The organism is Pseudomonas sp. R25(2017), from assembly GCF_002112565.1.
Classification (GTDB): Bacteria; Pseudomonadota; Gammaproteobacteria; order Pseudomonadales; family Pseudomonadaceae; genus Aquipseudomonas; species Aquipseudomonas ekonensis.
This window is the reverse complement of sequence record NZ_NEHZ01000008.1, coordinates 244,099-267,773: the sequence shown is the minus strand read 5'-3', so window position 1 is coordinate 267,773 and position 23,675 is coordinate 244,099. Positions and strand designations below refer to the sequence as shown.

The 23,675-nt window shown below is 65.1% G+C and carries 21 protein-coding genes; 6 read left to right on the top strand and 15 right to left on the bottom strand.

Going from position 1 to position 23,675, the window contains the following annotated elements; genetic code table 11:
• Positions 1-475: 475 nt before the first annotated feature.
• A complete protein-coding gene (locus CAG31_RS13220) occupies positions 476-1,735 on the top strand; it encodes an OprD family porin (protein WP_085581705.1) in 1,260 nt (419 codons plus the stop codon).
• A gap of 185 nt (positions 1,736-1,920) precedes the next feature.
• Positions 1,921-2,727, top strand: coding sequence for a methyltransferase domain-containing protein (locus CAG31_RS13215; protein WP_085581703.1), 807 nt, complete (start codon positions 1,921-1,923; stop codon positions 2,725-2,727).
• 96 nt (positions 2,728-2,823) lie between these two features.
• Here CAG31_RS13215 and pcaC read toward each other — a convergent pair whose 3' ends face one another.
• The 11 genes from pcaC to pcaR form a co-directional block, all read right to left on the bottom strand.
• Positions 2,824-3,216, bottom strand: a complete 393-nt coding sequence (gene pcaC / locus CAG31_RS13210) for a 4-carboxymuconolactone decarboxylase (protein WP_085581700.1) — start codon at positions 3,214-3,216, stop codon at positions 2,824-2,826.
• A 10-nt stretch (positions 3,217-3,226) separates the two neighbouring features.
• Complete coding sequence (gene pcaD, locus CAG31_RS13205) at positions 3,227-4,018, bottom strand: 3-oxoadipate enol-lactonase (protein ID WP_085581698.1); 792 nt, start codon at positions 4,016-4,018, stop codon at positions 3,227-3,229.
• A gap of 11 nt (positions 4,019-4,029) precedes the next feature.
• Entirely contained in the window at positions 4,030-5,394 is a 1,365-nt protein-coding gene (locus CAG31_RS13200) for a 3-carboxy-cis,cis-muconate cycloisomerase (RefSeq protein ID WP_085581696.1), read from the bottom strand.
• A gap of 46 nt (positions 5,395-5,440) precedes the next feature.
• A complete protein-coding gene (locus CAG31_RS13195) occupies positions 5,441-6,736 on the bottom strand; it encodes an MFS family transporter (RefSeq protein WP_085581694.1) in 1,296 nt (431 codons plus the stop codon).
• 231 nt (positions 6,737-6,967) lie between these two features.
• Positions 6,968-7,534: a protocatechuate 3,4-dioxygenase subunit alpha gene (gene pcaG, locus CAG31_RS13190; RefSeq protein WP_085581692.1), complete on the bottom strand. Its 567-nt coding sequence runs from the start codon at positions 7,532-7,534 to the stop codon at positions 6,968-6,970.
• Between the two features lies 1 nt (position 7,535).
• Positions 7,536-8,240: a protocatechuate 3,4-dioxygenase subunit beta gene (gene pcaH, locus CAG31_RS13185; RefSeq protein ID WP_085581690.1), complete on the bottom strand. Its 705-nt coding sequence runs from the start codon at positions 8,238-8,240 to the stop codon at positions 7,536-7,538.
• Between the two features lie 37 nt (positions 8,241-8,277).
• On the bottom strand, positions 8,278-9,483 hold the full coding sequence (gene pcaF / locus CAG31_RS13180) for a 3-oxoadipyl-CoA thiolase (RefSeq protein WP_170930273.1): 1,206 nt from the start codon (positions 9,481-9,483) through the stop codon (positions 8,278-8,280).
• Positions 9,480-10,259, bottom strand: coding sequence for a CoA-transferase subunit beta (locus tag CAG31_RS13175; protein WP_085581685.1), 780 nt, complete (start codon positions 10,257-10,259; stop codon positions 9,480-9,482). Before CAG31_RS13175 ends, pcaF begins: the two co-directional genes overlap by 4 nt.
• The gene (locus CAG31_RS13170) at positions 10,256-11,116 is read right to left on the bottom strand and encodes a CoA transferase subunit A (RefSeq protein WP_085581683.1); all 861 of its coding nucleotides are present in this window, start codon (positions 11,114-11,116) and stop codon (positions 10,256-10,258) included. The genes CAG31_RS13175 and CAG31_RS13170 overlap by 4 nt, the downstream gene beginning before the upstream one ends.
• A 254-nt stretch (positions 11,117-11,370) precedes the next feature.
• Positions 11,371-12,717, bottom strand: a complete 1,347-nt coding sequence (locus CAG31_RS13165) for an MFS transporter (RefSeq protein WP_085581681.1) — start codon at positions 12,715-12,717, stop codon at positions 11,371-11,373.
• Between the two features lie 293 nt (positions 12,718-13,010).
• Positions 13,011-13,853 (bottom strand): pca regulon transcriptional regulator PcaR, encoded by an 843-nt coding sequence (gene pcaR / locus CAG31_RS13160; protein ID WP_085581679.1) that lies wholly within the window; start codon positions 13,851-13,853, stop codon positions 13,011-13,013.
• A 641-nt stretch (positions 13,854-14,494) separates the two neighbouring features.
• On the opposite strand from pcaR, the gene CAG31_RS13155 reads away from it, so the two are divergent.
• Positions 14,495-14,695, top strand: coding sequence for a hypothetical protein (locus CAG31_RS13155; RefSeq protein WP_007986337.1), 201 nt, complete (start codon positions 14,495-14,497; stop codon positions 14,693-14,695).
• 375 nt (positions 14,696-15,070) lie between these two features.
• On the top strand, positions 15,071-16,546 hold the full coding sequence (locus tag CAG31_RS13150; RefSeq protein ID WP_085581677.1) for an inorganic phosphate transporter: 1,476 nt from the start codon (positions 15,071-15,073) through the stop codon (positions 16,544-16,546).
• 762 nt (positions 16,547-17,308) lie between these two features.
• On the opposite strand, the gene ccoM is transcribed toward CAG31_RS13150, so the two are convergent.
• From ccoM to CAG31_RS13145, 3 genes are all read right to left on the bottom strand, one after another.
• On the bottom strand, positions 17,309-17,425 hold the full coding sequence (gene ccoM / locus CAG31_RS28850) for a cytochrome c oxidase subunit CcoM (RefSeq protein ID WP_302471303.1): 117 nt from the start codon (positions 17,423-17,425) through the stop codon (positions 17,309-17,311).
• Positions 17,426-17,572: 147 nt separating this feature from the next.
• Complete coding sequence (locus tag CAG31_RS28430; RefSeq protein WP_008016476.1) at positions 17,573-17,734, bottom strand: hypothetical protein; 162 nt, start codon at positions 17,732-17,734, stop codon at positions 17,573-17,575.
• Between the two features lie 132 nt (positions 17,735-17,866).
• The gene (locus CAG31_RS13145) at positions 17,867-18,208 is read right to left on the bottom strand and encodes an aspartate-semialdehyde dehydrogenase (protein ID WP_085581675.1); all 342 of its coding nucleotides are present in this window, start codon (positions 18,206-18,208) and stop codon (positions 17,867-17,869) included.
• Between the two features lie 241 nt (positions 18,209-18,449).
• On the opposite strand from CAG31_RS13145, the gene rapA reads away from it, so the two are divergent.
• Positions 18,450-21,296, top strand: coding sequence for an RNA polymerase-associated protein RapA (gene rapA, locus CAG31_RS13140; protein ID WP_085581672.1), 2,847 nt, complete (start codon positions 18,450-18,452; stop codon positions 21,294-21,296).
• A 164-nt stretch (positions 21,297-21,460) separates the two neighbouring features.
• On the opposite strand, the gene CAG31_RS13135 is transcribed toward rapA, so the two are convergent.
• Positions 21,461-22,807 (bottom strand): MFS transporter, encoded by a 1,347-nt coding sequence (locus CAG31_RS13135; protein ID WP_085581670.1) that lies wholly within the window; start codon positions 22,805-22,807, stop codon positions 21,461-21,463.
• Between the two features lie 301 nt (positions 22,808-23,108).
• On the opposite strand from CAG31_RS13135, the gene CAG31_RS13130 reads away from it, so the two are divergent.
• Positions 23,109-23,477: a YkgJ family cysteine cluster protein gene (locus CAG31_RS13130; protein ID WP_085581668.1), complete on the top strand. Its 369-nt coding sequence runs from the start codon at positions 23,109-23,111 to the stop codon at positions 23,475-23,477.
• Positions 23,478-23,675: the final 198 nt, after the last annotated feature.

Genomic DNA, 23,675 nt, shown 5'->3' with positions numbered 1-23,675 from the left:
GATATCATTAAATCTTTTCACGATAAGCGACAACACCAAATATTAAGTTTATCCGGCGATTATCCAGACACCTTTAATTGCCATATTTACTGTAAGAACTTTCCTACTACCAAAGAAATAAACAGTTCAAACTCCGCCATTAATTCAGCGGCAAAAAAACAATCAGCAAACAAGCAACATAAGCACGGGATTTGATTGGGAATGGCGCGCGTGGGGCAGAGGCAACCACCGCCGATTTGCGTTCGATAATCGCCCACAACCCGGTTCACCCCGATTGAATCCCCGCGCCGATCCCCTTCACCATTGCCCGCACCGACAAAACCAATAAAAACAGGTTCATCCCCATGACCACGCGCCCTCCCCGCTCGGGCTGATCCGCCCCTCCGCCATGACGACCGCTTTTTTTGTCTGCAACCCAAGGTTGCGGCGGCGCCCTGCCTCATCCCCAACAAAACAATCAGAGAGACCCGAGCCCATGACCCGTTCCCCTGCCCCTTTCGCCCTTCCCGGCCTGATCGCCTTGACCCTGGCCGGCACGGCCCTGCCCGCCGCCGCCGAAGAGCCGGGTTTCATCGAAGGCGCCAAGGCCGGCCTGAACCTGCGCAACTTCTACATCAACCGCAACTTCACCGACCCGACCAAGGCCCAGGGCAAGGCCGAGGAATGGACGCAGAACTTCATCCTCGACGCCAAGTCCGGCTTCACCCAGGGCACCGTCGGCTTCGGCCTCGACGTGCTGGGGCTGTACTCGGTGAAGCTCGACGGCGGCAAGGGCACCGGCGGCACGCAACTGCTGCCGCTGGACCATGACGGCCGCCCGGCGGACACCTTCGGCCGCACCAACGTCGCGTTCAAGGCCCGGTTGTCGCAGACCGAGATCAAGGTCGGCGAATGGATGCCGGTGCTGCCGATCCTGCGCTCGGACGACGGCCGCTCGCTGCCGCAGACCTTCCGTGGCGGGCAACTCACCTCCAAGGAAATCGACGGCCTGACCCTCTACGGCGGTCAGTTCCGCGCCAACAGCCCCCGCGACGACAGCAGCATGGGCGACCTGTCGATGACCGGCAAACCGGCGTTCACCTCCGACCGCTTCAACTTCCAGGGCGGCGAATACGCGTTCAACGGCAAGCGCACCCAGATCGGCGTGTGGAACGCCCAGCTCAAGGACATCTACCGCCAGCAGTACGTCAACCTGACCCACAGCCAGCCGTTGGGCGACTGGACGCTGGGGGCCAACCTCGGCTTCTTCTACGGCAAGGACGACGGCAGCGCCCGGGCCGGCGACCTCGACAACAAGACCTGGTCGGGCCTGTTCTCGGCGAGGTACGGCGCCAGCACCTTCTACGTCGGCCTGCAGAAGCTCACCGGCGACAGCGCCTGGATGCGGGTCAACGGCACCAGCGGCGGCACCCTGGCCAACGACAGCTACAACTCAAGCTACGACAACGCCCAGGAACGTTCCTGGCAGGTGCGCCACGACTACAACTTCGCCGCCCTCGGCGTCCCCGGCCTGACCCTGATGAACCGCTACATCAAAGGCGACAACGTGCACACCGCCACCACCTCCGACGGCAAGGAATGGGGCCGCGAGTCGGAGCTGGGCTACACCGTGCAGAGCGGCACGCTCAAGGACCTGAGCGTGCGCTGGCGCAACTCGACCATGCGCCGGGACTACAGCAACAACGCGTTCGACGAGAACCGCCTGATCGTCAGTTACCCGATCAGCCTGCTGTGACCCCTTGCGGGAGCGGGCCCGCCCCGCTTTCCCTTCCGTCAGAAAGCCCTGTGCGGCGTGCGCAATCCAGTAAAGTGAGTGCACCTGACAGACTCAGGTGACTCCCCTTTTCCGCTTCCGTTATCTGTTGAAGTTCGAGCCAGGCTGTCATCGGAAGACACCACCGATCACCGGAGGACACCCTCATGGTCGCCCGACTCGACGCGACACCCGACTGGGACGCCAAGGCTTACCAGCGGTTTGCGCTGCACCGGCAAAGACCGGTCAACGAACTGCTCAGCCGCATCACGCTGAAAAAGCCCCAGTGCCTCTACGACCTGGGCTGCGGCACCGGCATCGCCACCCGATTGCTCGCCAGGCGCTGGCCCCGTGCGTACCTGTGCGGCATCGACAGCTCCGCGCAGATGCTTGAGGAGGCGCGGCGCCTGCCGATCACGGCGCACTGGCAGCAGTGCGACCTGCTGCACTGGCGACCCGACCGGCCGGCGGATCTGTTGTTCGCGGCGGCGGTGCTGCACTTTCTCGACGACCACGAACAGTTGCTGCCGCATCTGCTGGGCCATCTCAACCCCGGCGGCTGCCTGGCGGCACACTTGCCGAACTGGCGCGACGCGCTGTGGTACCGGCTGATGCTCGACACCCTCGACGATGCCGGCCCCGGCGGCAAACCCTTGGGCTCGGCGCAGTTGCGCCAGCGCATGGCGGCGCGGCCGCTGCTGTCGCTGGAGGGCTACTACCGCCTGCTGGCGCCGCTGACCCGCTCGCTGGACATCTGGGAAACCGAGCAACTGCAGGCGGTGCAAGGCCAGTCGCCGGTCTACGACTGGGTCAAGGTCTCGGCGCTGCGGCCGGTGCTGCAAGGGCTGGACGCCGGGGAGCAGGCGCGGTTCATCTACCACTACCTGCTCAGGCTGCATGCGCACTACCCCCCGGAGGACGACGGGCTGACGCTGTTTCCGTTCAAGCGGGTGTTCATGGTCGCCAGGGTTTGAGCTCACTCTGCCGAAGGCTGTGTCCACAATCCCCGCATCCACCCGAGATCCCCGTGGGAGCCAGCCTGCTGGCGATGGCGTCAGTCCAGACGCCGCTCAACCGCGGGATTCGACCCCCAGTTCATCCCACACCGACTCGGCCAGGTGGAACGTCGCGTTGGCCGCCGGGATCCCGCAGTAGATCGCGCTCTGCATGATCACTTCCTTGATCTCGCCCCGGCTCACGCCGTTATTGGCGGCGGCGCGCAGGTGCAGCTTGAGTTCGCCTTCGCGGTTCATGCCGATCAGCATGGCGATGGTGATCAGGCTGCGGGTGTGGCGCGGCAGGCCCGGGCGGGTCCAGATGTCGCCCCAGGCATGACGGGTGATCATCTCCTGGAACTCGGCGTTGAACTCGGTCAGGGCGTTCAGGCTGCGGTCGACGTGGGCATCGCCCAGCACCGCGCGGCGCACCTGCATGCCGTCGTCGTAACGTTGCTTCTCGTCCACGGTGTCTTCCTCAATCGGCCTTCAGGAATGCCAGCACCCGGTCGCTGAACGCGTGGCCGGCCTGGACGTTGGAAAGATGCGCGGCATGGAACTCGGCGTACTCGGCGCCCTGCACACGCGCCTGGATGTAAAGCCCGCCGGACGGCGGCGTCACCGCGTCGTCGCTGCCGGCGATCACCAGCAGCGGCACCTTGATCTCGCCCAGCCGGTCACGGAAATCGGCATCGCGCACCGCCGCGCAGTTGGCCGCGTAGCCCTGGGGCGATGTGGCCGCGAGCATGTCGGTGATCTGCTTCGCGGCCGCCGGGTTGGCCGCCGAAAAGTCCGGGGTGAACCAACGGGCGATGGACGCATCGCGCAGGGCGACCATCGCCGCCGGGCCGTCGCGCAGCACGGTGTCGATGCGCGGATCCCACACCGACGGATCGCCGATCTTCGCCGCCGTGTTGCAGACGATCAGCTTGTTCAGCCGCTGGCCGGCGTTGATCCCCAGCCACTGGCCGATCAGCCCGCCCATCGACAGCCCGCAGAAATGCGCGCGCTCGATGTTCAACGCATCGAGCAGCGCCAGCACGTCGCGGCCCAACTGTTCGATGCTGTACGGGCCCGGGGTCACCAGCGAGCGGCCGTGGCCGCGGGTGTCGAAGCGCAGCACGCGAAAATGCCCGGTGAACGCCGGCATCTGCACGTCCCACATGTGCAGGTCGGTGCCCAGCGAGTTGGACAGCACCAGCACCGGCGCATCGACCGGGCCTTCAATCTGGTAATGCAGTTCGCCATCGGCGAGTGGTACGAAAGCCACAGCCCTCTCCTTCAGACAGACAACGCGTGATGTTCGGCCACCGCCCGCTCGACCCAGGCACTCGCCTGGCCGAGGTAATGGGCGGGGTCCAACAGGTGATCCAGTTCAGCGCCGCTCAACCGGGCGGTGATTTCGGGCTCGTCGCCGAGCACGGCGCGCAGGTGGCGCCGCTCGGCCACCGCCCGTTTGCAGCACTGTTCCAGCAGATGATGGGCGGCGTCGCGCCCGACCCGCTGCGACAGGACGATGCTCACCGCTTCGGCGAGCACCAGTCCTTGGGTCAACTCAAGATTGCGGCCCATGCGCTCGGCATCGACCTCCATGCCGTCCGTCAGCAGCCGCGCCTGTTGCAGCGCGCCGGACACCAGGCAGCAGATTTCCGGCAGGGTTTCCCATTCGGCGTGCCACAGCCCCAGGCTGCGCTCGTGCTCCTGGGGCATGGCGCTGAACAGCGTCGAGACCAGCCCCGGCACCCGCGTCGCGGCGCCGATCAGCACCGCCGCCCCCACCGGGTTGCGCTTATGCGGCATGGTCGAGGAACCGCCCTTGCCCGGCGCCGACGGCTCGAACACTTCGGCGGCCTCGGTCTGCATCAGCAGGCTGATGTCGCGGCCGAGCTTGCCGAGGCTGCCGGCGATCAGCCCGAGCACGGCGCCGAACTCGACGATGCGGTCGCGCTGGGTGTGCCAGGGCTGTTCGGGCAACGCCAGTTGCAGTTCTTCGGCCAGCGCCCGGGCGACCGGCAGCGCCTGCTCGCCCAGCGCCGCGAGGGTGCCGGAGGCGCCGCCGAACTGCAGCGCCAACAGGCGCGGCTTCAGCTCACGCAGGCGCTGACGGCTGCGGGTCACGGCGCCGAGGCATCCGGCGATCTTCATGCCCAGCGTGACCGGCGTGGCGTGCTGCAGCCAGGTGCGCCCGGCCAGCGGCGTCGCGGCGTGGCGCTGCGCTTGCGTGGCCAACGCATCGGCCAGTTGCGCCAGGTCGCCTTCGATCAACGCCAGGGCCTGGCGCAGTTGCAGCACCAGCCCCGAGTCCATCACGTCCTGGCTGGTGGCACCCAAGTGCACGTGGCGCTCGGCCTCGGCGTCCGTCGCGGCGATCCGCTTGCCCAGCGCCTTGACCAGCGGAATCGCCGAGTTGCCGGCGCTGGCGATCGCCTCGCCCAACGCCGCAAAGTCGTACAGGTCCGCACGGCACGCGGCTTCGATGGCCGGCACCGCGCTGGCCGGAATCACCCCCACCCGGGCCTGGGCCCTGGCCAACGCGGCTTCGACGTCGAGCATCGCCTGCACCCGGCCCCGGTCGCAGAACACCTCGCGCATGTCGCGGGCGGTGAAGTAGGCATCGAACAATTGATTGCCCGGTCGTTGCGTCATAAACAGTCCTTGCCGGCGCGGGCCACAGGGGCCCGCGCACAGGGTTTCAGAGATCGTGGTGCAGGTATGCCGCCTGTTTCGGCAGGCGCAGGCTGAACAGGAACGCCACCGCCATCATCACCGTGACGTACCAGTAGAACGAGTTTTCCAAGCCCGCCGACTTCAGGCTCAGGGCCACGTATTCGGCCGAACCGCCGAAGATCGCATTGGCCACCGCATACGCCAGGCCGACGCCGAGGGCGCGGACCTCCGGCGGGAACATTTCGGCCTTCACCAGGCCGCTGATCGAGGTGTAGAAACTGACGATGGCCAGCGCCACGGTGATCAGCACGAAGGCCAGGAACGGGCTGCTGACGCTTTTGAGGCTCAACAGGATCGGCACCGTGAACAGCGTGCCGAGGGCGCCGAACCAGAGCATCGAATTGCGTCGGCCGATCCTGTCCGCCAGCATGCCGAACAGCGGCTGCATGCACATATATAGGAAGAGCGCGCCGGTCATGATGTAACTGGCGGTCTTGGCGTGCATGCCGGCGGTGTTCACCAGGTACTTCTGCATGTACGTGGTGAAGGTGTAGAAGATCAGCGAGCCGCCGGCGGTGTAGCCGAGCACGGTGATGAACGCGGCCTTGTGGTCGCGAAACAACGCGCGAATGCTGCCGGCGTCTTTGTTTTCGCGGCCCTCCTTGCTGGTGGTCTCCTTCAGAGAACGGCGCAGGAACAGCGAGATCAGCGCCGCCGCCGCGCCGACCACGAACGGGATCCGCCAGCCGTAGGCGCGCAATTCATCTTCGCTGAGGAACTGCTGCAGGATCACCACCAGCAGCACCGCCAGCAGTTGCCCGCCGATCAGGGTCACGTACTGGAACGAGGCGAAGAACCCGCGCTGGCCCTTGAGCGCCACTTCGCTCATGTAGGTGGCGGTGGTGCCGTACTCGCCGCCCACCGACAGGCCTTGCAGCAGGCGGGCGAACAGCAGCAGCACCGGCGCCCAGACGCCGATGCTGTTGTAGGTGGGCAGGCAGGCGATGAGCAGCGAGCCGAAGCACATCATCAGCACCGAGATCATCATCGAGTTCTTGCGCCCGTGCTTGTCCGCCACGCGGCCGAAGATCCAGCCGCCGATGGGCCGCATCAGGAAGCCGGCGGCGAACACGCCGGCCGTGTTGACCAGTTGCACCGTCGGGTTGTCGGAGGGGAAGAACGCCGGGGCGAAATAGATCGCGCAGAACGCGTAGACATAGAAGTCGAACCATTCGACGAGGTTGCCGGACGATGCGCCGACAATGGCGAAGATACGCTTGCTGCGCTCTTCGCCCGTGTAAGGGGAGGTCAATGTTGTCATTGTTGTTTACTCTGAGGGGACAGGTGAAAGTCTAGACACACTTCGTAACAGCCCCGTTCCACACCTACATCCGTCACCGGGTTTCCTGATGGGAAATCTCGGTGACGGATCAGTCATGCCTTACCCATGTGGGAGCCAGCCTGCTGGCGATTGCGGTGAATCAGGCCCCAAACCGTTGAATGACACACCCCCATCGCCAACAGGCTGGCTCCTACAGAAGCTGCGGCGGATTCAGTAGTCGAAGAACACCGTCTCGGCCTCGGTGCCCTGCAGGACCACGTTCCACTGGTGAACGCCGCTCGCGTCCGGCCTGGCCAACAGCGTCGCGCGGCGTTCGGCCGGCACGCATTCGAGCAGCGGATCGTTCACGTTCGCCGGATCGCCCTCGAAGTAGATCCGGGTCAGCAGGTGCTTGACCAGGCCACGGGCGAACACCAGCACCACCAGATGCGGCGCCTGGGTCGTGCCCTTAAGGCCCGGCACGGTGCCCGGCTTGATGGTGGTGAAGCGAAAGCGCCCCTCGGCGTCCACCGGCACCCGGCCGAAACCTTCGAAGTGCGGATCCAGCGGTTTGTCCTGCTCGTCCTCCGGGTGGGCGTACTTGCCGGCGGCGTTGGCCTGCCAGACTTCGAGCATGGCGTCATTGACGGTGTCGCCGTTGCCGTCGACGACTTGCCCGGTGATCGCCACGCGCTCGCCCAGGGCGAGTTCGTCGGCGAGTTGCTCACGGTTCAGCCAGGTCAGGCCGATGTGGTAGTACGGCCCGACAGTGTGGGACGTGGTCGCGGTCAGGGTCATCTCATTTCTCCATCGGCGTGGCTTCGCGGCCGCGCAGCACGATGTCCCAGCGGTAAGCGAGGGCGTAGGACGGAATGGTTTTTTCCAGATCGAAAGCGGCGATCAGGCGTTCCTTGGCGCTCGCGTCCGGCACGCAGTTGTAGATCGGGTCGTAGGCCAGCAGCGGGTCGCCGGGGAAATACATCTGGGTGACCAGGCGCGTGAGGATGCTCGGCCCGAACAGCGAGAAATGCACGTGCGCCGGGCGCCAGGCGTTGTGGTGGTTGCCCCACGGGTAGGCGCCGGGCTTGATGGTCTGGAATTCGTAGCGGCCGTCGGCGTCGGTCACGGTGCGGCCGGTGCCGGTGAAGTTCGGGTCCAACGGCGCGTCGTGCAGGTCGCGGGCATGGTTGTAGCGGCCGGCGGCGTTGGCCTGCCAGATTTCCACCAGGATGCCCGGCACCGGCAGGCCGTCTTCGTCCAGCACACGGCCGTGAATGATGATCCGCTCGCCCAATGGCTCGCCGGCGTGCTGCGCGGTCAGGTCGTGATCGTTGTCGCCGACCCGCTCGGCACCGATGGTCGGGCCGGTGATCTCCGACAGCGAATGCGGCAGGAACACCAACGGTTTGGACGGCGCACGCAGGTTGGTGGATTGATAGGTCGGGTGCAGGTACGGCGGCTGGGTGCCTTCCTGCGGACGGCGGTAGCCAGGCTTGTCAGTCATTTCGCTTTCCTCGGTTCTTGTTCGTCAGGGCGCAGGGTCAGACGCGTTCGATGGCCAGGGCCAGACCCTGGCCGACGCCGACGCACATGGTCGCCAGACCTTTGCGGCCGCCGCCCTTCTCCAGCTGATGCAGCGCCGTCAGCACCAGCCGGGCGCCGCTCATGCCCAGCGGATGGCCGAGGGCGATCGCGCCGCCGTTCGGGTTGACCTGCGGCGCATCGTCCGCCAGCCCCAGTTCGCGCAGCACCGCCAGGCCCTGGCTGGCGAACGCTTCGTTGAGTTCGATCACATCGAAATCGCTGACCGCCAGCCCCAGGCGTTCGGTGAGCTTGCGCACCGCCGGCACCGGGCCGATGCCCATCACCCGCGGCGCCACCCCGGCGCTGGCCATGCCCAGCACCTTGGCGCGGGCGGTCAGGCCGTGTTTCTTCACCGCCTCGGCCGAGGCCAGGATCAGGGCCGCCGCACCGTCGTTGACACCCGAGGCGTTGCCGGCGGTGACGGTCTTGTCCGGGCCGTTGACCGGTTTCAGTTTGGCCAGGGCCTCAAGGGTGGTGTCGGCGCGGGGATGCTCGTCCTCGCTGACCACGGTTTCGCCCTTCTTGTGGGCGATCCGCACTTCGACGATCTCTTCGGCGAAGTAACCGGCGGCCTGGGCCGCAGCGGTGCGCTGCTGGCTGCGCAGGGCGAAGGCGTCCTGGTCGGCGCGGGACACCTTATAGTCGTCGGCCACGTTGTCGGCGGTCTGCGGCATCGCGTCCACGCCGTACTGGGCCTTCATCAGCGGGTTGATGAAACGCCAGCCGATGGTGGTGTCCTCCAGTTTCAGGTTGCGCGAGAACGCCGCGTCGGCCTTGCCCATCACGAACGGCGCACGGGACATCGACTCGACGCCGCCGGCGATGGCCAGTTCCATCTCGCCGCTGGCGATGGCGCGGAACGCGGTGCCGATGGCGTCCATGCCCGAGGCGCAGAGACGGTTGAGGGTCACCCCCGGCACGCTGTCCGGCAGGCCCGCCAGCAGCAGCGCCATGCGCGCCACGTTGCGGTTGTCTTCGCCGGCCTGGTTGGCGCAGCCGAGGAACACCTCGTCCAGGGCCGTCCAGTCCACCGACGGGTTGCGTTCCATCAGGGCCTTGATCGGCACGGCGGCCAGGTCGTCGGCGCGCACGGCGGACAGGCCGCCGCCGAACCGGCCGATGGGGGTGCGGATCGCATCGCAGATATAGACGTCGCGCATCAGGCTTCTCCCGGGGCTTGGCCGTGGGCCGCGGCGGTGCGGGCTTCCAGGTCGCGCAGGGCGGTCAGCTCGACGGCGGTCGGCTCGGCGGTGGTGGCCACCTGCTCGGCGAAACGGATCGGCCAGCCGGTGGCGGCGCTCACCTGTTCGCGGGTCACGCCCGGATGCAGCGCGGTCACCACGAACTCGTGGGTGCCGGCCTCCGGTTCCATGATGCACAGGTCGGTGATGATGCCCACCGGCCCGGCGCCCGGCAGCCCCAGACGCTGGCGCGAATCGCCGCCTTCGCCGTGGCCGACCGAGGTGATGAAGTCGAGCTTGTCGACAAACGAGCGCGCAGACTGTTTAAGGATGATCAGCACGCTCTTGGCCGAGCCGGCGATTTCCGGCGCACCGCCGGCCCCCGGCAAGCGCACTTTCGGCTGGTGGTAATCGCCCACCACTGTGGTGTTGATGTTGCCGAAACGGTCGACCTGGGCCGCACCGAGGAAGCCCACATCGATGCGCCCGCCCTGCAGCCAGTAGCGGAAGATCTCGCCGGTTGGCACCACCGTGTCGGCGGTTTCCGCCAGCTCGCCGTCGCCGATGGACAGCGGCAGCACGCTCGGCTTGGCGCCGATCGGGCCGGATTCGTAGATCAGCACCACGTCCGGCGACGAGGTCAGGCGCGCCAGGTTGGCGGCTTTCGACGGCAGGCCGATGCCGACGAAGCACACCGAGCCGTTCTTCAGGCGACGGGCCGCGGCCACGGTCATCATTTCGTTAGTGGTGTAAGTCATTGCTGGGCCTCCGAAGCCGCGGCCAACTTGGCCTGGAACGCGCCGAAGTCAGCGCAGCCATGGATGTATTCGTCGATCCACGCGGTAAACGTCCCACGGTCGCGGGCAATGGGATCCCACGCCTGGTAGAAACGGTTGTCGCGCTCGGTGTAGCCGTGGGCGTAGGACGGGTGCGCGCCGCCCGGCACATGGCAGACCGCGCTCAGGGCCCAGGTCGGCAGGACGCAGGCGTTCATCGGTGCGTTGAGGTCATCGACGATTTCCTCGACGGTGACGATGCAGCGTTTGGCCGCCAGCGCCGCTTCCTTCTGCACCCCGAGGATCCCCCACAGCAGCACGTTGCCCTTTCTGTCGGCCTTCTGCGCGTGGATCACGGTCACGTCCGGGCGCACCGACGGCACCGCCGCCAGCACCTCACCGGTGAACGGGCAGGTCACGCTCTTGATCAGCGGGTTGACCTTCGGCAGGTCGGAACCGGCGTAGGCGCGCAGCACCGCGAATGGCAGGCCGGACGCGCCAGCCACGTAGGCGTTGGCCAGGTCGGCGTGGCTGTGCTCTTCGATTTCGATCGCGTGCGGCCATTGCTTCTCGACCGCGTCGCGCAGACGGTGCAGCGAACCCACGCCAGGGTTGCCGCCCCAGGAAAAGATCAGCTTGCGGGCGCAACCGGCACCGATCAGTTGGTCGTAGATCAGGTCAGGCGTCATCCGCACCAGGGTCAGGTCTTTCTTGCCCTGCCGGATGATTTCATGACCCGCCGCCGTAGGAATCAGGTGGGTGAAGCCTTCGAGCGCGACGGTGTCGCCATCGTTGACGAATTGCTTCACCGCGTCGTGCAGCGAAAGGATCTCGGCCATGGAGCTGGCTCCCGTTCTGTAGTGAATCGCCAGTGATAAAAAGGCGCGAGGTTCGGCGCCGGAGTCACTGAAGATTAAGCCCGTGAAAAACGCCAAACAATCCGATAATCGAGTGAGTGTTCGTTTATCGAACAGATTGTTATCTCGCTAACGATCACTGCCAAAAGCATCGCGAGCAGGCTCGCTCCTACAGAGAAATGCGTTTTCCTGTAGGAGCGAGCCTGCTCGCGAAAGCCGGATCATTCAGTGCTGATTCAAGTCGCATCCGCGTGACTGACCACGCCCTTGATCAGCACCGCCGTGGTGGCCAGCGCCGCCGGAATCACCAGCGCCGTCAGCACTTGCTCGAAGTTCCAGCCCAGCCCCAACAGGGTGGCACCCATCCACGCCCCGAGAATCGCGCCGAACCGGCCGATCCCCAGCATCCACGACACCCCGGTCGCCCGCCCCTGGGTCGGGTAGAACCGCGCCGCCAGCGACGGCATCGCCGATTGCGCGCCGTTCACGCACATGCCGGCCACCAGCACCAGGGTCGCCAGCAGCGTGATATGGCCCAGGCTCTGCCCCACCGCGTAGGCGAACACCCCGGCCAGCAGGTAGAACGTGCCGATGACCTTGTGCGGATTGAACCGATCCATCGCCCAGCCGACGGCCACCGCGCTCAGCACGCCGCCGAACTGGAACAGCGCGCCGATGAACGCGGCCTGCTCCATGCTCGCGCCGCTGTCGCGCATCAGGGTCGGCAGCCAGCTGGTCAGCAGGTACACGATCACCAGGCCCATGAAATAGGTCAGCCACAGCAGCAGCGTGCCGGTGCTGTAGGTGCCGGAGAAGATCACCGCGAACACGTTGCGCGCCTTGACGGTCTTCTGCTCCGGCACGCTGAAGGCCGACGCCTGGGCGACCTGGGCGGGGTCAATCGGCGCCAGGGCCTTGCGCACCTTGTCGGTGCCACGGTTGCGCACCACCAGATACCGCGCCGACTCCGGCAGCCAGGCCATCAGCACCAACGCGAGGATCAGCGGCAGGATCCCGCCGATCAGCAGCAGGCTGTGCCAGCCGAACGCCGGAATCAGCTTGGCCGAAATGAATCCGCCGCCGGCCATGCCGAGGTTGAAGCCGCAGAACATGCTGGTCACCAGCAGCGACTTCTTACGCTCCGGGGTGTATTCGGACAGCAGCGTGGTGGCGTTCGGCATGCCCGCGCCCAACCCTAGGCCGGTGAGGAAGCGCAGCACCAGCAACTGCTCGACGTTGGTGCTGTAGGCCGACGCCAGGCTGAAGGCGCCGAACAGCGCCACTGCCCCGACCAGCACGACCTTGCGCCCGAAACGGTCGGCCAAAGGGCCCGAACCCAAGGCGCCGAACACCATGCCGATCAGCGCGGCGCTCATCACCGGACCCAGGCTGGCGCGGTCGATGCCCCAGTCCTGGGACAGGGCCGGGGCGATGAAGCCCATGGCTGCCGTATCGAGGCCATCGAGGAACACGATCAGGAAACACAGGATCACCACCCGCCACTGATAGCGCGAGATCGGTTGGGCATTGATGAAGGACTGCACGTCGAGGCAGTGCCCCACAGCGGACTGAGGCTGGTTCATTGTTTTTATTCCACGCAAAAAACGCAGTCGAACGGAGGCCGGCCGAAGAGCGGCACGGTCATGAGAATAGAAGGCTGGAGTCAGGGCGTTGCGTCAGGCCCGGCAACACGGGCGAGAACGGCGACAGTCGGGAAACGTGCGCATGGGAGGTTGCCTCTTGTCATTATTATCAGAGGCGTCAACGGCCGGCCGGAGAAGGCCTGTGCCGGATGACGCTGCCGCGACATTAATGATCCGGGGGAATGAGCGTCAATTCGATAAACGCAACTCTGTGCGTTTATCGAACAGCTTCCTCAGGCGAACAATTGCGCACTGAGGTCGCGGCTGGCGCTCAGCAGGCCTGGCAGGAAGCGTTGCTCAAGCTCGGTGCGGCTGACGCGCCCCGCGTGGGTGCTGACGTTGAGCGCGGCCACCACCTGGCCCGAGGCGTCGTACACCGGCACCGCGATCGAACGCAGGCCCTGCTCCAGTTCCTGGTCGACGATGCACCAGCCCTGGCGCCGCACTTCCTGCAGGCATTCGAGCAAGGTTTCGGGGGTGTGCAGCGTGCGGCTGGTCTTGGCCACCAGCTCCGCGTGGTCGAGGTATTCGCGCAGCGAGGTGTCGTCCAGCGCCGCCAGCAGGATCCGGCCCATGGAGGTGCAGTACGCCGGCAGCCGCCCGCCCACCGACAGATCCACCGAAATCAGCCGCTGGGTGGTGGCCGACCGGGCGATGTAGAGGATGTCGTCACCCTCCAGCGTGGCCATGTTGCAGGCCTCGTGCAGTTGCTCGCTCATGCGGTCGAGGTACGGCTGGGCCGAGACCGCCAGCGGCGTCGAGGACAGATAGGCGTGGCCGAGGGTCAACACCTTGGGCAGCAGCGAGTAGGTGCGGCCGTCGGTGGTGGCGTAACCGAGCTTGATCAACGTGTGCAGGCAACGGCGCACGGCGGCGCGGGGGATTTCCGTGCGGTGGCTGATCTGGGCGATGGTCAGATGGCGCTTGCGCTCCTGGAACGCCTGCACCACCGCCAGGCCCCGGGCCAGCGAGGTCATGAAATCCGGATCGCCGGTCATGGCCTGGATGCGCTTGGCCGGCGAGGCGACGATCGGCGGTGCCACCGAGGTGAAGGAGTTGCGCATTTGATCGTTCATGTCCGGTTCTCAATATTTCGCGGGGCAACGGCCATACAAGCGGCCCGCCGGCCGATGCACAAGCGGGGGGTCGTCAATATTGGGCGATTATCGAACCGGCGACCGATAATCGCAATCGCCCTCTGCGCGCTCCTGATCGGCCGCAACGGTCGCCTTGAACTTGGAGCACTCGTTGAGTGCGAACCTTAGTTGTCCGGCTTAATGACGCCAAAATCACACCGCCGGCCATCGCCGCGACAACTACCGATAAAAAATGTCAGTCACAAAACAATCATGCCCGCGCAACCGTTTTTAACTTGCCGAAGATAGTCAATCCCGAATCGGCCGCTATAATGCAACTCAGTGACGCCGCGCCTTTAGTTGCCGACGGCGTCGCCCGCCGACGCGATGTCCATCGCCGTCGGCCCCGGCCAGCGCCTGATGCCCGTTATCCATACACCGCCAGCGCGCTCGCTGAACCCGGAAACTGATGCTGCGTCAGTTTTAATCTGGTGCCGTAGCCGCCTGCAACATGGAAGTCCCGAGCGTTCTGCCGACAACACCGTCGCCTGTTCAGGCCGGTTGCCCTCGGCGGACTCGCTTGAGTGATTCGTTGCTGTGCGTTTCACCAGACATTCATCTCAACTCAAACAGGTAGCACTGTGACGAAAGACGAACTGCGCGCGGAACTTGAGCGCCAGGAACAACGTTACAAGGAAGTTTACGGCGGGGAAGTCACCACCTACGCCGCCCAGCCCGAACCGGAACGCAAACCCTGGCGCAAACGCGCCACCGTTCAGGATCAGGTCTTCCAGCAAGAACTGCAGAAAATGGAAAAGGAACTCAAAGCCGAAGAGCCATGAGCCTTTGGCATTGACTTGTCCAAGGGTTTGCGTCGACACCGGTTACAAGCGCGGTGCCACGACGATGCCTTGCGCGCCCGCTACCCGCGGGCAGCGGCCTAACCGTTCCGTCCTACAGCGGAAACGACGGGCCTGACCCGTTTCAGAGATATTTCACACAAGCGTTCGAGGCCTCCGCGCCTTGGCCATGACGCTTGCAGATGAGCCATTTATTCAATCAAATCAAGCACTTGCAAAACCCTGCAAAACGCTCGGACTTTGCCGCCTGATACAAATTAATTCGTTGAAGAATGTTACCGATGAGCAGGTAGGGGATCGATTTCCGGTCTTTTCTGGCATAATCGCGCCCCCTTATGACCGGGCCAGAAAACCTTCATGATCGATTTATTCAGCGGACTGGATGCCTGGGTGCTTGTGAGCCTCTTGCTCGCCCTGACATTTGTCCTCGCCTTCGAGTTCATCAATGGATTTCATGACACCGCCAACGCGGTAGCCACTGTGATCTACACCAAAGCGATGCCGCCGCACCTGGCGGTGTTCTTCTCGGGGGTGTTCAACTTCCTCGGCGTGCTGCTGGGCGGGGTCGGCGTGGCGTATGCCATCGTCCACCTGCTGCCGGTGGAACTGCTGATCAACGTCAACACCGGCCACGGCCTGGCCATGGTGTTCTCGCTGCTCGCGGCCGCCATCGCCTGGAACCTGGGCACCTGGTACTTCGGTATCCCGGCCTCCAGCTCCCACACCCTGATCGGTTCGATCCTCGGCGTCGGCCTGGCCAATGCCCTGATCAACGACATTCCGCTCGCGGACGGGGTGAACTGGCAGAAGGCGATCGACATCGCCGCCTCGCTGGTGTTCTCGCCGATGGCCGGTTTCCTGGTCGCGGCCCTGGTGCTGATCGGCCTGAAATGGTGGCGCCCGCTGTCGAAGATGCACAAGACGCCGGAGCAGCGCCGCAAGATCGACGACAAGAAGCACCCGCCGTTCTGGAACCGCCTGGTGCTAGTGATCTCGGCCATGGCCGTGAGCTTCGTGCACGGCTCCAACGACGGCCAGAAAGGCATCGGCCTGATCATGCTGGTGCTGATCGGCATCGTCCCGGCGCAGTTCGTGCTCGACCTGAACAGCACCACCTACCAGATCGAGCGCACCCGCGACGCCACCCTGCACCTGAGCCAGTTCTACAAGCGCAACGCCGATTCCCTGGGCGAGTTCCTGGCCCTGGGCAAGAGCGTTGAAGGCGACCTGCCGGAGAAGTTCCGCTGCAACCCGCAGCAGACCGAACCGACCATCTCCGCCCTGCTCGACACCCTCAAGGGCGTGGCGGACTACCATTCGCTGTCGTCGGAAAGCCGCATCGAAGTGCGCCGCTACCTGCTCTGCCTGGACGACACCGCGAAGAAGGTCGCCAAGCTGCCAGGCCTGCCGGCCCGTGAAAAGGCCGACCTGGACAAACTGCGCAAAGACCTGACCACCACCACCGAGTACGCCCCGTTCTGGGTGATCCTGGCGGTCGCCCTGGCCCTGGGCCTGGGCACCATGATCGGCTGGAAGCGTGTGGTGCTGACCATCGGCGAGAAGATCGGCAAGCAAGGCATGACCTACGCCCAAGGCATGTCCGCCCAGATCACCGCCGCGTGCATGATCGGCATGGCCAACATCTTCAGCCTGCCGGTGTCCACCACCCACGTGCTGTCCTCGGGCGTGGCCGGCACCATGGTCGCCAACAAGAGCGGCCTGCAGAGCGGCACCGTGCGCACCATCCTGCTGGCCTGGGTACTGACCCTGCCGGCCACCGTGGCACTGTCGGCCGGACTGTTCTGGCTGGCGTCCAAGGCGCTGGGCAGCTGATCGTCACAGGTGTTGAAGAAGGCGTGATCCGAGAGGGTCACGCCTTTTTTGTTGCCTGAGGGGGCGGTCAGGTGGAGGGGGTTGGCTGGCAGGGCGTCATCGCCAGCAGGCTGGCTCCCACAGTTGGATCGGGTGGGGTCAGGTAGAGATTGGTCGGCTGTCAGGCCGTCATCGCTGGCAAGCCAGCTCCCACAAGGATTGAGGTGGTCTGGGAGAGGTTGGTCAGCTGTCATGCCGTCATCGCCAGCAGGCTGGCTCCCACAGTTGGATTGGGGGCAGTCAGGGAGAGATTGGTCGGCTGTCAGGCCGCCATCGCGTGCTTCTCAAAAGGCCGAGTGTCAGCTCGCCTAGCTTTTGATCTTGATCTGCCGGCCCCTTCGGAAGGCTGAGCGGAGGGGTTCATCCGGGGGTGGGCGCGCAGCGCCGTTTGGCGCAGCCAAACACATCGGAAGGAGGTGCAGCGAAGCAAACCGTAGCCGATGCCCCCGGATGAATCCCGGAGCGAAGGAACCCCGAGCCTCAGCGAGGGGCCGAACGCCGGGGCCAGCGTTTTTGGTTACTTTTTTGGCGTCTGAAAAAAGTGACCCGCCGTAAGGGCGGAACCCTAAGCCGCCGTTACCGCAGAAACGGATATGTACTCAACCAAACCGTAGCCTGGTCGGCCCAAAAGCCGCCAAGACCAACCCCTAAAAAACCGCAGGCAAAAAAAAGGGCAACCGAAGTTGCCCAAAATGCCTTGCGTGCTCATGAATCCAAAAGGACCTACGGTTTTTTGCGTTTATTCGCATCCTTCCAGATAAAAATTCCAAACCCTGCAAAAAACACAACCATGAGGCCAACGGTCAGGACGCCGGCAAACACCACGTTATCGAAAAACATGACACTGGCCTCCTGGCCCCTGCTCTGTTGCGATGGAGCTAAGTTAACCAATCGGACGGGGGGAGAAATTGACCGGGATCAATGCCGGTCGATGCGCGGGGGGAAGGAAGGGGAATAAATGACCTGCATCAACGGATGCAGGGGAGATCAGCGCTTTTTCGGTTTGTTTTTCGGCTTTTTCTTGGCTTTGCCCAACGGCATCGCCTGTTCGAAAGCCTGGCGCACTTCGTTCAGGCGCTTGTCGTTGAGGTCGTGAACCCGCTTGGCGCGTTCGGCGTTGAGGTCGATCAGCTTGTCGTCTTGGCTCATGGCGTTCGGTGCATGGGTGGAAGGATCGCAACTGCCGCGTCAACGACAGGACTGCGCCCATGATGCGGCCTGGCGTCGGCGCTGACCAGAGCCCGCAGCGCATGAACCTCGACAATTGATGTACCGCCCGGGTCAGATCTCGATGTCGACCCACAGCCCCTGGCGCGGCTGGTCTTCCATCAGCGGCACCACCGGCACGGTGTTGTCGGCGTTGAGTTCGGTGCCGGGCACGGCCAAGTGCTCCTCAGGATCCTCGTCGGCCTCGCGCCGGCGGCGGTCGCGCTCCTGCTGGCGGCGCTGCTCCTCGCGCAGCAGCAGGCCGTCCTCTTCCGGATCGCGCTTTTGCAGGTCGATGGTGCTTTCGTTGGAGCTTTCCTGCACCGGCACCACCGGAGGGATGTCCGGCCGCTGGCGGATCGGATCCTGCTGGGAAGTGATCGGCACGGCGCTCAGGGGGAGCATCGGTGGCAGCATATGAAGGGTCTCCTGTCAGCAGGCTATCGGCGGCACCCGGCACGCCTTGAGCCACCGGTCGAAAACTTGTGACCGGATCGGCATCGAACAGTGCCGCCGGCGTCCGCGAATCCGATGCATGACCTACGCTTCCCTCAGTTTGCCGCTGGCAGCTAAAAGCCGGGCACGGCTCCTAATCCTTTGGCCTCGGAGCCTCATTCCGTTAAGATAGCCCGCTTTTTCAAGGTGGGAGTCAGGCAGCATGGCGCAGCAGTATCAACCGGGGCAACGCTGGATCAGTGACAGCGAAGCAGAGCTTGGTTTAGGCACCGTTCTGGCACAGGACGGCCGCTTGTTGACCGTGCTTTACCCGGCCACTGGCGACACCCGCCAGTACGCGCTAAGGAATGCGCCCCTGACCCGCGTACGCTTTTCGCCGGGCGACACCATCACCCACTTCGAAGGCTGGAAGATGACCGTGCGCGAAGTCGAGGACGCCAACGGCCTGCTCGTCTACCACGGCCTCAACGGGCAGAACGAAGCGGTCACCCTGCCGGAGACCCAGCTGTCGAACTTCATCCAGTTCCGTCTGGCCAGCGACCGCCTGTTCGCCGGGCAGATCGACCCGCTGTCGTGGTTCTCCCTGCGCTACAACACCCTGGAACACACCAGCCGCCAGTTGCAGTCCACCCTTTGGGGCCTGGGCGGCTCCCGGGCGCAACCGATCGCCCACCAGCTGCACATCGCCCGTGAAGTCGCCGACCGCATCGCGCCGCGGGTACTGCTGGCGGACGAAGTGGGCCTGGGCAAGACCATCGAAGCCGGCCTGGTGATCCACCGTCAGTTGCTGTCGGGCCGCGCCAACCGCGTGCTGATCCTGGTGCCGGAGAACCTCCAGCACCAATGGCTGGTGGAGATGCGCCGCCGCTTCAACCTGCAGGTCGCGCTGTTCGATGAAGAGCGCTTCATCGAGAGCGATGCCGCCAACCCGTTCGAAGACACCCAACTGGCGCTGGTTGCGCTGGAATGGCTGGTCGACGACGAAAAGGCCCAGGACGCCCTGTTCGCCGCCGGCTGGGACCTGATGGTGGTCGACGAAGCGCACCACCTGGTCTGGCACGAAGACAAGGCCAGCCCCGAGTACGCGCTGGTCGAGCAATTGGCCGAAGTGATTCCCGGCGTGCTGCTGCTCACCGCCACCCCGGAGCAACTGGGCCAGGACAGCCACTTCGCCCGCCTGCGCCTGCTGGACCCGAACCGTTTCCACGACCTGGCCGCCTTCCGCGCCGAGAGCGACAACTATCGCCCGGTGGCCGAAGCCGTGCAGGAACTGCTCGACAAGGGCCGCCTCTCGCCCGCCGCGCACAAGACCATCCATGACTTCCTCGGCGCCGAGGGCGAAGCGCTGCTCGCCGCCGTCAACGACGGCGACAGCGAAGCCAGCGCCCGCCTGGTGCGCGAGCTGCTCGACCGCCACGGCACCGGCCGCGTGCTGTTTCGCAACACCCGCGCCGCCGTGCAAGGGTTCCCGGAGCGCAAGCTGCATCCGTACCCGCTGCCGTGCCCGGATCAATACCTCGAACTGCCGTTGGGCGAACACGCCGAGCTGTACCCGGAAGTCAGCTTCCAGGCCCAGCCGGACGCCGGCGAAGAGGAACGCTGGTGGAAATTCGACCCGCGCGTCGAGTGGCTGATCGACCAGCTGAAGATGCTCAAGCGCACCAAGGTGCTGGTGATCTGCGCCCACGCCGAAACCGCGATGGACCTGGAAGACGCCCTGCGCGTGCGTTCCGGCATCCCGGCCACGGTGTTCCATGAAGGCATGAGCATCCTGGAGCGTGACCGCGCCGCCGCCTACTTCGCCGACGAAGAGTTCGGCGCCCAGGTGCTGATCTGCTCCGAGATCGGCAGCGAAGGCCGCAACTTCCAGTTCTCCCACCACCTGGTGCTGTTCGACCTGCCGTCGCACCCGGACCTGCTGGAACAGCGCATCGGCCGTCTGGACCGGATCGGCCAGAAGCACGTCATCGAGCTGCACGTGCCGTACCTGGAGACCAGCCCGCAGGAGCGCCTGTTCCAGTGGTATCACGAGGCGCTGAACGCGTTCCTCAACACCTGCCCGACCGGCAACGCCCTGCAGCATCAGTTCGGCCCGCGCCTGCTGCCGCTGCTGGAAGAGGCCGACGACGGCCAGTGGCAAGCCCTGATCGACGAGGCGCGCACCGAGCGCCAGCGCCTGGAAGCCGAACTGCACACCGGTCGCGACCGTCTGCTGGAGCTCAACTCCGGCGGCGCCGGCGAAGGCGAGGCGCTGGTCGAGGCGATCCTGGAGCAGGACGACCAGTTCACCCTGCCGATCTACATGGAAACCCTGTTCGACGCCTTCGGCATCGACAGCGAAGACCATTCGGAAAACGCCCTGATCCTCAAGCCGAGCGAGAAGATGCTCGACGCCAGCTTCCCGCTGGGCGACGACGAAGGCGTGACCATCACCTACGACCGCAACCAGGCGCTGTCGCGCGAAGACATGCAGTTCATCACCTGGGAACACCCGATGGTGCAGGGCGGCATGGATCTGGTGCTGTCCGGCTCGATGGGCAACACCGCCGTGGCGCTGATCAAGAACAAGGCGCTCAAGCCCGGCACCGTGCTGCTGGAACTGCTCTACGTCAGCGAAGTGGTCGCCCCGCGCGCCCTGCAACTGGGCCGTTACCTGCCGCCGGCCGCCCTGCGCTGCCTGCTGGACACCAACGGCAACGACCTGGCGGCGCGGGTGTCGTTCAACACCCTCAACGACCAGCTGGAAAGCGTGCCCCGCGCCAGCGCCAACAAGTTCATCCAGGCCCAGCGCGACCAGCTGACGCCACGGATCAACGCCGGTGAAGACAAGATCGCCCCGCGCCACGCCGAGCGCGTGGCCGAGGCCCGCCGTCGCCTGGCGGCGGACACCGACGAAGAACTGGCGCGCCTGACCGCGTTGCAGGCGGTCAACCCGAGCGTGCGCGACAGCGAACTGGTCGCCCTGCGCAAGCAGCGCGAGGAAGGCCTGGCGATGCTGGACAAGGCCGCCCTGCGCCTGGAAGCGATCCGGGTGCTGGTGGCGGGCTGATCCACCCTGCCCTCCGGCAAAAAACGAAAAGGCCCGCAGCGATGCGGGCCTTTTTGTTTGCCTGTCGGATTTTCAGGCGCTGCGGACGGCCGCATCGCCAGCAGGCTGGCTCCCACAGCCTGAACGGCGTTCCAATGGGAGAGCCCGCCTGCCGGCGAAAGCGATCACGCCGTCGCCGCCTCAGCCTGCGGCACCACCGCCGCCAGCCCCGTCTTCATCCGCTGGGCGTCGCTCACAAAGCACCGCGCCGCCAGGAACAGGAACACCATCGTCAGGAACAACGCCACCGGGATCAGGTACATCGCGTCATGCAGGCCGACGGCCTTGAACGCTTCGCTCATTTCCCCCGCGCCCGCCGCCAGCATCGCCGACTGCGCAAAATGATCCGACAAGGCTCCCACCACCACCGGCCCAAGGCCCCCGCCCAACAGGTACAGTCCGGCGAAGAACAGCGCCATCGCCGTGGCCCGCAGGCGTGGTTCGATCACGTCCTGGATCGCTGTGTAGACGCAGGTGTAGAAGTTGTAGGCAAACAGCCAGCCGACACTGAACACCGCCACGAACACGCCGATCTCGATGCGCCCGGCATGCAGCGCCCAGGCCGTGCACAGGGTGGAAACGATCAGGCTGAACCCGGCGAACAGCAACCGACCGTTGGCCACCCGCTGGTGGATCTTGTCGGCGACCCAGCCGCCGAGGGTCAGGCCGATGAGCCCGGTGACGCCGACGATCAGCCCGGTGGCGACCGCCGCCTCCTGCAGCGGCATCAGGAAATAGCGCTGCAGCATCGGCACCAGAAACGAGTTGCAGGCGTAGGTGGCGAAGTTGAAGCACAGCCCGGCCATCACCAGCCACAGGAAGGTCGGCACCGCCAGCACCCGGCGGATCGGCCTGTCGACGGGCGCCTGCGACACCTGCACGGTCTCCGCCGCGCCGCGCTTGGGTTCCTTGATGAAGAACATGAACACCGCCAGAACCAGCCCCGGCACCGCCGCGATGAAGAACGGCGCGCGCCAGCTGTCGAAGGCCTTGACCATCGCGCCGATGGTGAAGAACGCCAGCAGCAGCCCCAGCGGCAGGCCCAGCATGAAAATGCCCATGGCCCGCGCCCGGCGGTGGGCAGGGAACAGATCGCCGATCAGCGAGTTGGCGGCCGGCGCATAGCTGGCCTCGCCGATGCCGATGCCCATGCGCACCAGCAGGAAACTCCAGAAGCTACCGACCATGCCGTTGACCGCCGTCAACGCGCTCCAGGCCGCCAGGCCCCAGCCCATCAGTTTGCTGCGCGAGCCGGTGTCGGCCATGCGCCCCAGCGGCAGGCCGGCGATGGCGTAAACGATGGTGAAGGCGGTGCCGACGATCCCCAGCTGAAAATCGCTGAGGTGCCATTCCATGCGGATCGGTTCGATGATGATCGCCGGAATGGTGCGGTCGAAGAAGTTGAACAGATTGGCCAGGAACAGCAGGAACAGAATGCGCCAGGCATTCGCCGCTTGGGTCGAGTGCTGCATGGGTCCGCCTCTTTTATTGTTATGTGGGCTGCACGGCCGACGCGTTCAAGCCCGGAACCTGCAATCTAGTCAGCCGTTCGGCGGATGTCTGTGATCATTCGCCGGCCTGATACCGGGCCATGGCGATGTTACGAAACGTAAGCCCTTGAATTGCCTGAAATCCCCCGGAAACCGGGGCTTTTGCGGCAAAATCCGGCAACGAAAAAATACTTTTGCGCCCCCCTTCCCAAGTCTGCGGCGAAGCCTAGAATAGCCGCCGGATCCGTCCGGATCCTCCCCATCCCTCCTTTGATGCCTGACCATGTCCGAAGCCAGTCCGTGTCTGAATTGCGGTGCCTGCTGTTCCCATTTCCGCGTGTCCTTTTTCTGGGGCGAGTGCGCCTCGGCCGGCGGAACGGTGCCTGACGAGCTGGTGACGCAGATCAGCCCCAGCCGGGTGGCGATGAACGGCACGGACTGCAAGTCGCCCCGCTGCACCGCGCTGGTCGGCGAGGTGGGCAGCACGGTGCACTGTTCGATCTACGAGCAGCGCTCCAGCCCTTGCCGGGAGTTCGAGTCGTCCTGGGAAAACGGCGAACAGAACACCGACTGCGACAAGGCCCGCGCCCGCTTCGGCCTGCCGCCGCTGGAGCCGCACTGGGCGCAGACGCCTTACGAACAGAGCGCCTGAGCCTCAGTCCCGCTCGCTATCGCTCCGTTGGCTATTGTTCCGTTGGCTATTGTTCCGTTGGCTATAGTCCCGTTCGCTATGACGCTAATGCCGAAATCATTAGCGCCAATGTGCCACTACCGCATTCGCCCCACATTCGGCCTCTATACTCCAGTCGTTCGTCTGCGTTCATGACGCGGCCGGAACGCACTCGGGACG

Excerpts from the sequence above, each read along its gene's own strand:
- CAG31_RS13145 (WP_085581675.1), bottom strand. The coding sequence starts at position 18,208 with ATGCTGCCACCGATGCTCCCCCTGAGCGCCGTGCCGATCACTTCCCAG.
- CAG31_RS13195 (WP_085581694.1), bottom strand. The coding sequence starts at position 6,736 with ATGACAACATTGACCTCCCCTTACACGGGCGAAGAGCGCAGCAAGCGT.
- pcaR (WP_085581679.1), bottom strand. The coding sequence starts at position 13,853 with ATGAACGATCAAATGCGCAACTCCTTCACCTCGGTGGCACCGCCGATC.
- rapA (WP_085581672.1), top strand. The coding sequence starts at position 18,450 with ATGGCGCAGCAGTATCAACCGGGGCAACGCTGGATCAGTGACAGCGAA.
- CAG31_RS13135 (WP_085581670.1), bottom strand. The coding sequence starts at position 22,807 with ATGCAGCACTCGACCCAAGCGGCGAATGCCTGGCGCATTCTGTTCCTG.
- CAG31_RS13200 (WP_085581696.1), bottom strand. The coding sequence starts at position 5,394 with ATGACGCAACGACCGGGCAATCAATTGTTCGATGCCTACTTCACCGCC.
- CAG31_RS13220 (WP_085581705.1), top strand. The coding sequence starts at position 476 with ATGACCCGTTCCCCTGCCCCTTTCGCCCTTCCCGGCCTGATCGCCTTG.
- CAG31_RS13175 (WP_085581685.1), bottom strand. The coding sequence starts at position 10,259 with ATGACTTACACCACTAACGAAATGATGACCGTGGCCGCGGCCCGTCGC.
- ccoM (WP_302471303.1), bottom strand. The coding sequence starts at position 17,425 with ATGTTTTTCGATAACGTGGTGTTTGCCGGCGTCCTGACCGTTGGCCTC.
- CAG31_RS13170 (WP_085581683.1), bottom strand. The coding sequence starts at position 11,116 with ATGGCCGAGATCCTTTCGCTGCACGACGCGGTGAAGCAATTCGTCAAC.
- CAG31_RS13165 (WP_085581681.1), bottom strand. The coding sequence starts at position 12,717 with ATGAACCAGCCTCAGTCCGCTGTGGGGCACTGCCTCGACGTGCAGTCC.
- CAG31_RS28430 (WP_008016476.1), bottom strand. The coding sequence starts at position 17,734 with ATGAGCCAAGACGACAAGCTGATCGACCTCAACGCCGAACGCGCCAAG.
- CAG31_RS13215 (WP_085581703.1), top strand. The coding sequence starts at position 1,921 with ATGGTCGCCCGACTCGACGCGACACCCGACTGGGACGCCAAGGCTTAC.
- CAG31_RS13150 (WP_085581677.1), top strand. The coding sequence starts at position 15,071 with ATGATCGATTTATTCAGCGGACTGGATGCCTGGGTGCTTGTGAGCCTC.
- pcaH (WP_085581690.1), bottom strand. The coding sequence starts at position 8,240 with ATGACTGACAAGCCTGGCTACCGCCGTCCGCAGGAAGGCACCCAGCCG.
- pcaG (WP_085581692.1), bottom strand. The coding sequence starts at position 7,534 with ATGACCCTGACCGCGACCACGTCCCACACTGTCGGGCCGTACTACCAC.
- CAG31_RS13130 (WP_085581668.1), top strand. The coding sequence starts at position 23,109 with ATGTCCGAAGCCAGTCCGTGTCTGAATTGCGGTGCCTGCTGTTCCCAT.